The organism is Parablautia sp. Marseille-Q6255, assembly GCF_951230155.1.
Lineage (GTDB): Bacteria > Bacillota > Clostridia > Lachnospirales > Lachnospiraceae > Choladousia.
On the sequence record NZ_CATNVD010000013.1, the window covers coordinates 1 to 13,034 of the forward strand.

General features: G+C 49.4%; 10 protein-coding genes. 1 reads left to right on the forward strand and 9 read right to left on the reverse strand.

Translation table 11 applies throughout. From position 1 onward, the window contains the following. Window positions 1–208: 208 nt before the first annotated feature. Entirely contained in the window at window positions 209–3,934 is a 3,726-nt protein-coding gene (locus QOX44_RS10950; RefSeq protein ID WP_283683183.1) for an InlB B-repeat-containing protein, read from the reverse strand. Between the two features lie 251 nt (window positions 3,935–4,185). Between QOX44_RS10950 and QOX44_RS10955 the strand changes: the two genes are divergently transcribed. Continuing rightward, window positions 4,186–4,923, forward strand: a complete 738-nt coding sequence (locus QOX44_RS10955) for a LytR/AlgR family response regulator transcription factor (protein ID WP_283683184.1) — start codon at window positions 4,186–4,188, stop codon at window positions 4,921–4,923. Between the two features lie 147 nt (window positions 4,924–5,070). Here the strand turns inward: QOX44_RS10955 and QOX44_RS10960 are convergent, their stop codons facing one another. The 8 genes from QOX44_RS10960 to QOX44_RS10995 form a co-directional block, all read right to left on the reverse strand. Next, entirely contained in the window at window positions 5,071–5,640 is a 570-nt protein-coding gene (locus QOX44_RS10960) for a chromate transporter (protein ID WP_283683185.1), read from the reverse strand. Next, on the reverse strand, window positions 5,637–6,239 hold the full coding sequence (locus tag QOX44_RS10965) for a chromate transporter (RefSeq protein ID WP_283683186.1): 603 nt from the start codon (window positions 6,237–6,239) through the stop codon (window positions 5,637–5,639). Before QOX44_RS10965 ends, QOX44_RS10960 begins: the two co-directional genes overlap by 4 nt. Next, window positions 6,223–7,407: an N-acetylglucosamine-6-phosphate deacetylase gene (gene nagA / locus QOX44_RS10970; protein WP_283683187.1), complete on the reverse strand. Its 1,185-nt coding sequence runs from the start codon at window positions 7,405–7,407 to the stop codon at window positions 6,223–6,225. The genes QOX44_RS10965 and nagA overlap by 17 nt, the downstream gene beginning before the upstream one ends. A 58-nt stretch (window positions 7,408–7,465) precedes the next feature. Then, window positions 7,466–8,287, reverse strand: coding sequence for a glucosamine-6-phosphate isomerase (locus QOX44_RS10975; RefSeq protein WP_283683188.1), 822 nt, complete (start codon window positions 8,285–8,287; stop codon window positions 7,466–7,468). Window positions 8,288–8,327: 40 nt separating this feature from the next. Further along, on the reverse strand, window positions 8,328–10,181 hold the full coding sequence (locus QOX44_RS10980) for a DUF4838 domain-containing protein (RefSeq protein ID WP_283683189.1): 1,854 nt from the start codon (window positions 10,179–10,181) through the stop codon (window positions 8,328–8,330). 149 nt (window positions 10,182–10,330) lie between these two features. Continuing rightward, window positions 10,331–11,356: an ABC transporter substrate-binding protein gene (locus QOX44_RS10985; RefSeq protein WP_283683190.1), complete on the reverse strand. Its 1,026-nt coding sequence runs from the start codon at window positions 11,354–11,356 to the stop codon at window positions 10,331–10,333. A 101-nt stretch (window positions 11,357–11,457) separates the two neighbouring features. Continuing rightward, window positions 11,458–12,249 carry an ABC transporter ATP-binding protein gene (locus QOX44_RS10990; RefSeq protein WP_283683191.1) on the reverse strand — a complete coding sequence of 264 codons (792 nt, stop codon included), beginning with the start codon at window positions 12,247–12,249 and terminating at the stop codon, window positions 11,458–11,460. Continuing rightward, on the reverse strand, window positions 12,228–13,007 hold the full coding sequence (locus QOX44_RS10995) for an ABC transporter permease (protein WP_283683192.1): 780 nt from the start codon (window positions 13,005–13,007) through the stop codon (window positions 12,228–12,230). Before QOX44_RS10995 ends, QOX44_RS10990 begins: the two co-directional genes overlap by 22 nt. Between the last annotated feature and the right edge of the window lie 27 nt (window positions 13,008–13,034).

Sequence of the window (13,034 nt, forward strand, 5' to 3'; positions counted from 1 at the left end):
TTGAACTCATCATACAGACTCCTTATGTTTTTTCTCAGCAATTAAACAATAAGATAAATCTGTATGATTGGGAAGAGGTTTCGATCTCTTCCCTTTATTTTTGCCAATGATAATTATACTCTAAGATGCTCCAATTGCAAAAATACAGGGAATACCGCATTCACACACGATATTCCCCGCAAATAAATCATCACTGCGTTTTAAGTTGTCACTTTACTTTCACCTTTACCCGGGTCACAACGCCATTTTGCGCCATCGCATAGATATAACACGTTCCCCTGTTCTTTCCTCTGATATAACCTCTTGCATTGACGGAGGCTACTTTCTTATTGGTTGACCAGTACCGCAGCTGCGCAGAATGTCCTTCACTTAGAAGAGTTTTTTTCCTGTTCTGCTTTGTCGCCATTATCGACAGCTTTGTCTGTTTGCCGCGCTTGATCTGATACGTGTTCTTCGCTGCTTTCAGCTTTGATACATTTGTTTTCTGGCTGTGAGACGGTCCTGCCGCATGAAGTGTAAGCCCTTCTGCAAGGTACAGCTTTTCGCCATCCACCATGCGATATGCTTTTACCTGTGCTTTATACTCCTCAGACTTTTTGATCTTCTTTTTTCCGATCTTCTTGATCGTCACGCTTCTTTTTTTGTCTGCGGATACTGTCTTTACAAGCTTCATATCCTTTCCGCAGGCTGCGGCATATATCTCATATCCGTCCGCGCCTTTTACCTTGCCCCATTTCACGGTCAGCTTGCCGCTTCCCACCGCAAGCGTATTAGATCTGCGAAGTGACTGCTCTGCCGATTCCTTTTCCTTCTTTGAGATCGTCGGCTCTGTCTCTGTTTCAGATTCTACCTGATCTTTTTCGGCACGAAGTACAAGCTCTTTTGCCTGATGTCCGACTGCATCCGTGCAGTTGATGCGGATAACACCGACAAAATCCTCTGCAATCGGAATCTGCGCACGGTTTTCCTTTACCGGAGCAGTTCCAGTCTGAGCGGCACCGCTTTCCGGCTCTATCGTGTACAAAATCTCAGAGACACCGCTGTGTTCCTCAATGATCGTAACAACTGCATTCTTCGTATTATCACCGATATTCCAGCTTCCATCCTCGTTCGTCTTCCCTTCAAAAGAGACTGTTCCAAATACAGGAGCTGTCTTATCAAGCCATACCTCTATCGTTGTTGTATCTGACCTGTTTCCTGCCTCATCTGCTGCACAGAAGGTATAGCTGTGAATCCCTTCTTCTGGAATACTCCATACCCCGCCGCTTTGCAGATCCGCAAGCGGCACTTCCTCTGCATCGTCTGTTCTGACATAAATCTGCGGGTTCTGTGTATGATTATCCTGATACTCCATCTCGATACCGGCGTCTGTATACCACACACCGCTCTCTTTGCCATCTGCCAGTTTGGCTGACAAAACAGGGACTTTTATATCAGTCCATTTTGCATAGAAAATCTTGTCTCCCGTTTCCTCTTTTCCAATCGACGTCGCCTGACTTCCGTCCGCAAAATCCTCTGTCGTATACCACCCGTCAAAGCGATACCCCTCCTTCACGGGTTCCGGCAGAGACGCCAGACCTGCTTTTTCCATATAGGATGTTGGCACCAGTGTACCATCCGGCCAGTTTTCTTCTGTGACATTCTCAAAAGTAATCGCATACTCCGCAGCAGATCTCAGATAAAGACTGTTGTCAGTATCACATGCCACAAAATATTCCGCTTTGTCCGAGTGAAAATACTGTGTATAATCCTCTGCCGCCGCCCTCGTAAAGACAACCTTATCATCTGGTCCGCCCGGCTGTTTTGCGGTCATGACGCTGATCTGTGCGCCATCTGTCATTTCTCCCAGTGCAAGATATTTATCATTTCCGATCCGGAAATTATCTGCTGCTCCATTTGCCGTATTATTCATGATAACCGGAGCACCGGAGATTGCAATATCAGACGGGCCGCCATAATATATACCGCCGCCTGCCAATAATGCCGTATTGTTTGTAACTGTGCCGCCCTCGATCGTAAGCAAGCCGCTGTCATCACTGCTGCGCGACGAGAAGAACAGTGCGCCGCCCTGCTTTGCAGTATTGCCGCTGATCTCACCATTCTTTAAAGTAACACTCGATTCCCCCATTGCAAGGATCGTACCGATCGTATTTTCATTTCCATTTCCTGTCATTGCTCCGCCTGACATGATAAAATCTGCTGTTCCGAGCGTACCTCCCATCAGGTATACAGCGCTTCCCTGTGGAGCCTGATTATTTTTTACCGTTCCACCGTTTTGCGTAAATGAAGACTTTAAACTAACATACACTGCTCCTCCATATTTAGACGCCGTATTGCCTTCCAGGGTACCTCCATTCATCTCAAATGATCCCGTCTTTACATCAGCAAAAACACAGACTCCTCCGCCCTGATGCTGGCTCGCATTATTGCGGATCGTTCCGCCGTTCATCACGAAAGCCCCGTTGCTGACAAGCACACCTGCGCCCTGCGCGTAATTAACCGAACCCTGGTACGAAAGCTGATTATTCTCAATCACAGCGTCACCTTCCATGACCATTTTTCCAGAAACGTATACGCCGCCGCCCGAGCTTTGACTGCCTCCTGTATGACCTGAGATCGTACCACCCGACATGGTAAACGTTCCGCCTGCGCACACACCTAAGCCATGTGCCTGACTCGCCGCAGTATTTCCTGTGATACTTCCGCCTGTCATAGTAAAGGAAGAATCCGAATCTGTATAGACACCAGCACCCCAGGACTTATCGCTTGTCATCTCATTGCCGGTAATGCTGCCTCCTGTCATGGTAAATGTAGACTCCTCCACGTAAACGCCTGCGCCGCGCGGTCCCATAACACCACTTACCTGCCTTCCAAACAGACGGTTGCCTGAGATCGTACCCCCGCGCAGCTCAAATACTGAGTTTTCCAGAATGTGTACTCCGGCACCACACCGAAATCCTCTATTATTCTGGATCTTGCCGCCATACATATAGCTCTGTCCGCCTGCAGTAGAATAAAGCCCTGCCACACGTGCATTCTCTTTATTTGATGTAGCGGATGTATTTGCCGCATCATTGTCTGAAAGAGTTCCTCCATACATATGGAAGGTACCGCCGGCGTTCCACACCGATCCTCCCACTGCATCACGATTCGGTTTGGCGCCGCCTATTTTTCCCGTACCCGTGCAGTCACACAGATTCAATGTAGCGCCTTCATTGATTGTGATGATATACCCCACCTGCCACGAGGATGGCTTGACCGTATGCCCATTCAGACAAAGATTCAGTGTCGCACCTGATGCTAATTGCAGACTTCCATCTTTTGGCACAAGAGAAATATCCTTCGTGAGATAGTAATTGCCTCCGTTTTTCATGCTTTTCCACGCATTTGTACTATCGACCGGCTGAAATTCCACATCTCCCTCTCCACCTGCACACTCCACTGACATCTCATGCTTATGCTCCTGTGCACGCGGCAGATTATTTTCCACCGTATACATCTGTGTCGTATCCGTCAGATCGAGAGACAATTCGCCATCCCACACAGGCTCTGTATCGGATTCAGACTCTGATCCACTTTCGGGTTCTGACTCCGGTTCTGTTCCCGTCTCTGCATCCGTCTGCACATCAGAAAACGAATCTTCTATTATAAGTTCTGTCTCTGTGTCTAATAGAAGATCTTCTTCGCCGACAGACTGCGTATCATCCTGCAAAGCAGCACTTTCTTCCGTCGGATCTGTCGGATCCTCCTGCAACATACTCTCTCCCTCTGACGGGTTCGATTCAGGAACAACACTCTCCTGCACCGCCTCTGTCTGCACTGTCTCGGTCTGCACAACCGGTTCCACAATCATGTCTTCCGCAGACACCGGCGAACACACCTGAAACATCATTGCCATACTGACCGCCAATGCCAGTATTCTCTTGTTTTTCATCTCTATCGCTCCTTTTTCTCTCCTTTTTTTGCATATCTGCTGCCGCTTTCGTATCCAGTATACCCTCTTTCTTCCCCTCAGCACAGTACCACTCAATGGGAAAATCATACCACTCGGGCGAAACCTGATACCATTCGGTCATACATTCACACTCATTTATACTATTTCATTTACACAATTTCCCAAAAATATGCTATACTAACTCCGTCAGACCTCTTTTCTCTGACAGGATTTATTTATCGGAGGATATTATGCTACACATTGCGATCTGCGAGGATGCGCCTGAAGATATTTTGATGATACAGCAACTGCTCCTTGCCGAAACCAAACGCTCTCATCTGCAGTTACATACCGATTGTTTTGAAAGCGGCGAAGCGCTCCTTTCTGTTATACAGCAGGGTGCCTCTTATGACCTGCTGCTTTTGGACATTTATATGAAACAGATAAACGGGATTGACACAGCACACGAAATCCGAAAGCTGCTTCCCAGAATACCTCTCGCGTTTTTAACCTCGAGCGTGGATCACACGTTGGAAGCCTTTGACCTTGACGCGCTCCACTATCTGCTCAAACCGCTCCGGCAGGAACAGGTCCATACGCTTCTGGAACGGTTCTATGACCGTATCCACCGCCCAATGGATTTGCTCGAGATCTGCTCTGAGCGAAAGACTTATACTTTCGCACTGCAGGATGTGCAGAAGATCCAGAGCTGCCGCAAAGGCGTTGATATTTATTTAACCGGTGAAGCAATTCCAAAGCACATTGCCATCACCTTCAAAGCGCTGGAGGAACAGATCGACTCTGCACATTTTCTAAAAATTTCCCGCGGACTTCTGGTCCAGATGGACTACATTTCCTGCATCGACAAGGACGTCTGCCGTTTCCGGGATGGCACGGAAGCATTGATCTGTCGCCGGGAAAGAACAAAAATCAAAAAAAAGTACAATGATTTTCTGTTTTCTCACCTTGCAAAAGGAGACCGACGATAATCTTACCCTACTCTTTGTTTTATTCTTTCCGGGGCAGACCGCCAGGTACAGCACATGGTACAAAAACGGGGGTATTGCAAAATATTTTGCAATACCCCCGAAGCAGATACATCGTTATGCTGCCCCCGTTTTGCCTCACTTCTCCTCTTACTTGCCCATCAGTACATAGATCAGCGTACCAACGAGTCCTGAACCGAAGATGATCGGAATTGGCCCGATCTTTGTTTTTCGCAGCAAAAAGAGACAAAATACAAACAGGAGCGCTTCTATGATCCGAAAATCAGAAAGCCGGACAGTAAACAGCGAAGCATTAAAGAGCGCCAGCAAAAGCAGAGACAGTCCAGCGGAAGCGATCATCGCGACAACAGCCGGACGCAGCCCTGTGAGCACACCCTGGATCGTCTTTAAACTGCGGTATTTTACGTAAAGCCAGGACAAGGCCAGAACAATGACGAAGGACGGCAAAATGCAGCCCAGCGTACAGATGACGGCGCCGGGAAGCCCCGCGATCTGCTGACCGACAAAGGTGGCGCTGTTGACCGCGATCGGTCCGGGCGTCATCTCTGCGATCGTGATCAGATCCGCAAACTGACTCATTTCCAGCCAGTGGTTCGTCTCCACGATCTGGTGCTGGATCAGCGGCACTGCCGCGTACCCTCCTCCGAAGCTGAAAAGCCCGATCTGAAAGAAAGCCCAGAACAACTCAAGATAAATCATTTGGAAGCCTCCTTTCTCTCCTCAGCCAGCACGTTCAAAAGTCCGATCGCCCCGCATACCAGTATGATCACGATCGCGCTCACGTTGAATACCGCTGTCGCGAAAAAGGCAGCGCACATCATTCCGATCCAGAGCAGGCTTTTTGTACGGAGCACGCCTCCTGCCAGATCAATGATCACATCACAGATCACAGCCGCCACACCGGCACGCATGACCTGAAGCGCGATCGCGATATATGTATTATCCTTAAACTGATTATAAAATACTGAAATAATAGAAATAATCACAAGCGGCGGGATCACTGCTCCAAGCGTGCAGACGACTGCTCCCCAGAATTTTTTGATCCGGTAGCCCACAACAATTGCAATATTCACGCCAAGCGCTCCCGGAGATGACTGCGCGATCGCCGTCATATCCAGCATCTCATCATCCTCCAGCCAGCCAAGCTGCTGCACAAACTTCTGCTTCATCATACCGATGATCACAAAGCCGCCCCCGAATGTGCTGACACTTAACATCAGCGTTGTCCAAAACAGCTTCCAGTAGATCTGTGCATCTGACAGATGTGACAGAGCTGCGTTTTCACTCTGTTTTTTCATGTGCTGCATCTCTCCCATCTAAAAACAGATTTCCTCTTAAGAACACCTGCGTCACCTGCAGATCATCATCCAGCACTACAAGATCTGCATCTTTTCCCTCTGCGATCGACCCCTTTGTGTCAAACACGCCAAGAAGCCTTGCCGGATTCTCTGTAAATGCAGGAAGAAGCTCTTCCAGCGGCCGGCCGGTAAAGGATACTGCATTTCGCAGCGCGCGATCCTGTGTCAGCGTGCTGCCTGCTCTCGTTCCGTTGGAGGCAAGTGTGGCATCCCCATCCTTTACTACCACTTCATTGACGCCAAGATGATAGTTGCCATCCGGAAGCCCTGCCGCCATGATCGAATCTGTGATCGCAACCATGCGGTCTGTTCCCTTCGTCTTTATCAACAGCCGCACAATCCCAGGATGCAGGTGGAGACCGTCGCAGATCATCTCACAGTAAATGTCAGATTCCAGAGAAGCGCCAAGAATCGCCGGCTCATGCTGATGCAGAAGCCGCATGGCATTGCAGGTATGCGTTGCGCACGATGCTCCGGCATTGATCGCTGCCATCGCCTGCTGATAGGTCGCACCGGAATGTCCGATCGCTACAGTGATCCCCAGCTTCTCAAGCTCCGGTATCATCTCTGCCACACCGGGGATCTCAGGAGACACTGTAATATACCGGATTCCTCCGTCCGCCCTGTCCTGATATTCCTTTACGAGCGCTATATCCGGAAGCGAAAGCAGGTGCTCCGGCATGGCACCTTTATATTCCTTTGCCAGGAACGGACCCTCCAGATGAATACCCAGCAGCTGGGAAGCATCTGCCGCAGACTGATCCAGATTTTTATACTGGTCAATACACCACTGCGTCTGCTCCTTCGTATCCGTCAGAACGGACGCCAGCCATGAGGTCGTCCCATTTTCTGCAAAAAAAGCGCCAATCTTTTTCAGTCCCCCGGGGTCTGCCCCATTTACATCCACGCCTACTGCTCCATGTGTGTGCACATCAATAAACCCGGGCACCACCTTTTTTCCGGCTGCATCGATCACCCTCCCGGCATCTTCTGATACGCTCTCCTGAGGAGAACATACATGGATTTTTCCGTCCGATAATTTCAGTGTCGCCGGCACAAATTTATGATCCAGATAGACCATTCCATTTATAATATAGTAAGTATTCATCTTTCTACTCCTTTTATTCCTCGGATATACGCTCCATATGCTGCAGCTTTTCTTTTGCTTATTGAGGCAGATCTGCCACAAACTCCGTAATGCGGATCATGGCATCCGGGTGCTCCTGCAAAAGTGTGACCGGAAAATGTGCGGAAACCTCGCCGTATGCCGCATGGCGCACAACACTGCGGTGCCAGTCACGGAAGCATCCCAGACGGATCTTTCTCGCGCCGTAAATCTCATTCATGCCGATCGTGATACAGTAGCGCGGCATGTCGTCAATCGCACCGTTGAGATCACCGATCGCGTTTGTTGTCCTTGTTTCTCGTGTGATCGCAAGCGTTCTCGTATGAAGATTTCTGAACTCTTCCGGCGTCAGCTCGTCCTGTGCCTCGTTAAATGCCACATGCCCGTTGATCCCAATCCCGCCAAAGCAGATATCTACTCCGCCCAGCTCCTTTATCAGCTTCTGGATATGTTCCAGATCATGCGGATCCGGGAACACGCGCTGCTGTGGCGGCATGACAAGCTCCGGTCTGATCTTCGTATAGACGGTACGGTCCATGAATCCGCGAAAGCTCAGCCTGTCAGATGCATCAATCCACTCTTTATCATCTGTCAGATATTCATCCATATTGATGAACCAGACATCTTTGAGGCTGATATTTTCACGGTTTACAATATCTACAAAGTATGGATACTGCCCCACCGGCCCCACCGGACAGATAAAGACCGTCTTTTCGCCCAGTGCATTTTTTCTCTTTATCTCTTCTGCCATCTCCTGTGCCATCGCCTCAAAAACAGCGGCATTATCATCCATTACAACAACCGGGATCTTCGGTGCGTCCAGTAATTCTTCTTTTGTATAGTAATAATACTCATGTCTCATTTCTATTTTCCTCCTATAAACAGGACATTGTCCTTCTCTCTTATCGAAATCCTGTATACTTCTGTGTCACCTCAAGAATGCGGTATACGTCAAGATACGGCTGGAACTGCGGTTCCGCTTTGCAGATATATTCCCTCATTTCCTTCCATGCCTCCAGCGCCTGCTCCTTCTCTCCCGATGCAAGAAGCAAGACAGCGTGCGCCAGATACAAAACCGTCCTGCGGTGATGCTCCAAAATCTGATAAAACAGCTGCTCCGTTTTCGATTCAGACTGCCATTCTCCCGGATGGAAAGCTTCACAGCATGTACGCAGCCGCTGCATCCGGTGTACGATCTCTGCCTCTATACGGCTTCCCTTTCCATTGATATAATCGCAGCATTCAAGCGCAGAAAGCTGTTCCAGATATTCCTGTGCCTCCCTGGCATGCGCTCCATACGCAGCGTCAAAATATTCCCGGATCAGCTCCTGCGGATCGGTCTGCTCACAAAACAGCGTGCGCCCCATCATATAATTGGGCATCGCATTCGGAAAGCAGGCGCGCAGCTCCTGACAGCTGATATAGCCGTTCAATCCCATTTCCCGCAGCTTCTGAATATCGCCATGGATCACTCTCGCAATATGCAGATACCCAAAATCCCCATAATGCGCCCGCCCAAGCGGATAGTCGTAGACGAAGCTGTCTCCTTCAAACTGCGCCTGCCATCCCCTTAAATAAGCCAGATTTTCTCCAAGACTTGCAGGAAGCACGATCTGGTTCCTCACATATTCCGGAAGCGCCTGCGGTATCTGCTCCAGTGCGTAGGATTCCTCAAAGGTACGGCTGATCGGAGCAAACATCAGCACAAAGCGCTGCGGATGAATAAGGCGTTTCTTTACCGGCGGCCACAAAAGCTCCTGATACAAAAGGAACACGATCCGTGTTTCGAGCCCTTCCTCCGCCAATCGGCGGTCGATCTCATTTAACAGATCCACATACTGATCAGACAGCGTTGTCTTTACACAATCCTCACATTCACAAACATTGTTGTAATCATCTGCCAGCCAGATATGGAGATAATCTACCTGTGGATGCTCTTTTGCATACGCCACTACCGATGCCGCAAACACATCAATGGCCTCTTCCGAATGGTAGCAGAGGTTCGTATTTGCCGGGATTCCCTGATACAGCTTCCGCTCTCCATCAAGCTCTGCCGCAAACCGCTCTACCTGAGGGGTTACTGTCTCCTTATTCGTATCCCAGGATGCCGTCTGATACCCCAGGGCCTCTCCGGTCCACCCATGTCCTACTTTATGCAGCAGCAGCCCCCTTTTTTCCAGCTGTGTTTCCAGCTCCTCCATACACCGCGCAGCATCTCCATACGTAAAAGACTGCGCATCGCGATACGGATTCTCGTCATGATGATACCACCTCGCCAGAAACGCATACGGCACCTGAAACTGCAAAAAGAAGCTATTATACCCAAGCTTGGGCAGCCAGTCAATAAAATCTCTGATATTTTCGAAGGAATCTGCTCCCTCGATGCAAACACCCCTGTGGTAAAAGGATGCGCTTTTCTGATAGGATGCACACAGGCTCCCTCTTTCTGTCTGCGGGATCACCTCACCCCCCTGTGCCGGAAGCAAAAAGCGGCATCCCAGATGATGCAGATAGTCGTAGACGCCAAGCAGCACACTTCTCGGATTGCCGCCGGCGATCACGCCTCCGTCCTGTGTGACCTGCACTAAAAAGGCATCACAGCCGCCAGAAGCATCGCACAGTCCGGCATCTATCTGCAGCCGGACAGAGAAGGGGGCTTGCGCCAGATCTTTTACCATCTGCTCCAGATATTTTTGCAGCTCCTGCGCCGCAAACACAACCGGTCCCGGAGCCCCGTCTTCATAGATTACTCGCATGGTCCTCTCCTTTCCATCGCACACAGCAGCAGGCAAACCCTCCTGTAACGTAAAATGACGTAAAAACTTCCGTCTGCTGCCGCGAAAAAGGGCAAAAAATACCCTGCAGAATAAGCATTCCTGTTTACTCCGCAGGGTTCTTATCATGATTATTCTGCCAGTGCTTCTTTCATCAGGTCAAACATTACATAATCCTCAAGCGGCACTTCACCCTCGACATCTCCGCTCTCAATAAACATCTCCTGCTGTCTCTGATAGTAATCCTGCATCGTATTGTCTTCGATTCCAGTTCTCACATCATCAGCGCTAAACCAGGTCGCATCGCCAGTCTCAACAAGGCAGGCCTCTTTGTCTTTTGCACACTGCTTTGCATACAGCCCAACTGCATAGTCCCAGTTTTCTTCCTGAGAAGCGTATTCCATAGATTTGTACAACGCACGGCTGAAGCGAAGCAGGATATCACGGTTCTCCTCTGCATACTGCGGCAGGCAGATCCAGCTTGACAGGTTTACAGAATCTGTTGCAAACTCAAGCTCTACTGCATCCTCAGACATTTCCATGATCTGATTGCTGTACGGATTCCATGCAGTACATGCGTCTACAGAACCGGAAGCCATCGCTGCCACCATGTTTGTTGCGTCCATTTCATACGCCTCAATGTCCTCAAGCGTCAGCCCGCCTGCTGCCAGCGCACCATTTAAAGCTGTCTCAGAAGAAGATCCTGCATTGTACGCAACCTTCTTTCCTTTCAGATTTGCGATATCGTCTACACTCGTAACCTCAGAAGACGGAAGGACAATGATCCTGTCTGTGCTGTGTACAGAGCTCGGTGCAAAGATCTTTGCCTGCCCGTTAATGCAGAGCTTATGCGCACCGTGTCCGATATAAGCGAGGTCAATGCTGCCTCCCTCCATCGCTGCGATCTCAGACGGACCATCTGCAAACTCCCAGAGCTTGATCTCAAGTCCTTCCTCTGCAAAGAATCCCTGGTCAATACCAGTCAGCACAGACCACAAAGAAGCGTAGTTCGGCATATAAGCTACATTGAGCTGAACAGTTTCTACATCTGCTGCCGGAGCCTCTGTTTCTGCCTCCTGTGCAAATGCTGTCATAGAGGACATTGCCATCACTGCTGCTGCAGACAGAGCTGTCAGCTTTTTCAGATTCCATTTCATATTTTATTTCCTCCTTAAATTGGGTTTTATTTGAACCGCCCTGCGCGGTCAAGTACGGTGTTTTGGAGCGTCCGCCCCTTGTCTGTTTCTTTTTGCTGCGCTTACTTGCGCACTTCCAGAAACTCCTGATAAACTTCATTCCAGATTTCTGCTTTCAGCTCGAGAAACCTCTGCTCTGACTTCGTCTCCTGCGTTCTCGGATACGGGATATCAATATCTACGATCCGTTTGATCCGCCCCGGACGTGCACTCATAATGATCACGCGCTGCGCCAGGATGATCGCCTCATCTACGTCATGAGTAATAAAGAAGCAGGTCTTTTTCTCATGCTCCCACGTATTCAGAAGCTCGGTCTGAAGCTGTACACGCGTCTGTGCATCGAGTGCTCCAAACGGCTCATCCAGAAGCAGAACCTCCGGATTTGCTGCGTATGCGCGCGCGATTGCCACACGCTGTTTCATACCTCCGGAAAGCTCCTTGGGGTAAGAGTGTTCAAAGCCCTCAAGCCCTACAGCCTTGATGTATTTTCTCGCGATCTCTTCCGCCTGTGCCTTCGGGACCTTTTTCATCTCAAGACCGAACATGACATTTTTTAGTACTGTCCTCCACGGGAACAGCGCATACTGCTGGAATACGACGCCGCGCTCTACGCCCGTGCCCTCGATCTGTTTTCCATCCAGATACACCGCTCCGCTTGTCGGCTCCAGCAGGCCCGCGATAATATTGAGCAGAGTAGATTTTCCGCAGCCGGACGGTCCTACCACACAGATAAATTCATTTTCTCTGATATCCAGATTTACGCCGTTTAACGCGACCATCTTCCCGTTGCGTCCCTCGTACTCTTTATAGACATTATCAATTTTTAATTTTACTAATTTATCTTCTCTTGCCATCCTGTTAATTTCCTTTCTATAATATCAACAATCTTTACCAGGATCAGGCCAATGATACCAAGTAAAATAATGTACATCAGCATCGGAGCTGATTCAAAAGAGTTCGACAGGGAACGGATTCTCATACCGATACCAGCCTGAGCACCGGTAGACTCTGCCGCAAGCAGGGTCGTAAGAGCTGCCCCGAGTCCAAGGCGGACTGCCGTGATGATAAACGGAACGGTAGCCGGGCAGATGATCTTTACGAAAATATCAAAATCATTTGCGCCAAGTACCTTTGCTGCTTTGAGCAGGGTTACATCAATATTTTTGATTCCCTGATAGATCGTAATACTCATTGTCATAAATGTGCAGATCCAGATCAGGATCACAGCCGGCTTCTGACCGACTCCAAACGTGATAACAAGGAGCGGCGCGTATGCCAGGGCCGGAATATTACGGATAAAGTTGATCCACGGCTCGATGATCTTCTGCACCGGCGTATACCACGCCATCAAAAACGCTACCGGCAAGGATGTAATAAAGCCAAGCCCAAACCCTGCTGCCACACATGTCATACTGCTTGCAATATCCTTCCAGAATGCGCCGCGGTCGATCATCGTCTTTACCGTCGGAACGACCTTGTCCGCGAACGGGAAGCTTCTGCTTGTCACATCTCCGATAGAGAGCAGATACCATACGAGCAGCGCCGCTGCCAGTGAGATCAGCAGCCATACCTTGTCATTAATCACTATTTTTTTCTTCTTTTTGTCGCCCATTTCTTACCTTCCTTTACCTAAGCCCTG

Bases quoted from the DNA above. Each gene is read 5' to 3' on its own strand.
- QOX44_RS10950 (WP_283683183.1), bottom strand. From the start codon at position 3,934: ATGAAAAACAAGAGAATACTGGCATTGGCGGTCAGTATGGCAATGATG.
- QOX44_RS10955 (WP_283683184.1), top strand. From the start codon at position 4,186: ATGCTACACATTGCGATCTGCGAGGATGCGCCTGAAGATATTTTGATG.
- QOX44_RS10960 (WP_283683185.1), bottom strand. From the start codon at position 5,640: ATGATTTATCTTGAGTTGTTCTGGGCTTTCTTTCAGATCGGGCTTTTC.
- QOX44_RS10965 (WP_283683186.1), bottom strand. From the start codon at position 6,239: ATGAAAAAACAGAGTGAAAACGCAGCTCTGTCACATCTGTCAGATGCA.
- nagA (WP_283683187.1), bottom strand. From the start codon at position 7,407: ATGAATACTTACTATATTATAAATGGAATGGTCTATCTGGATCATAAA.
- QOX44_RS10975 (WP_283683188.1), bottom strand. From the start codon at position 8,287: ATGAGACATGAGTATTATTACTATACAAAAGAAGAATTACTGGACGCA.
- QOX44_RS10980 (WP_283683189.1), bottom strand. From the start codon at position 10,181: ATGCGAGTAATCTATGAAGACGGGGCTCCGGGACCGGTTGTGTTTGCG.
- QOX44_RS10985 (WP_283683190.1), bottom strand. From the start codon at position 11,356: ATGAAATGGAATCTGAAAAAGCTGACAGCTCTGTCTGCAGCAGCAGTG.
- QOX44_RS10990 (WP_283683191.1), bottom strand. From the start codon at position 12,249: ATGGCAAGAGAAGATAAATTAGTAAAATTAAAAATTGATAATGTCTAT.
- QOX44_RS10995 (WP_283683192.1), bottom strand. From the start codon at position 13,007: ATGGGCGACAAAAAGAAGAAAAAAATAGTGATTAATGACAAGGTATGG.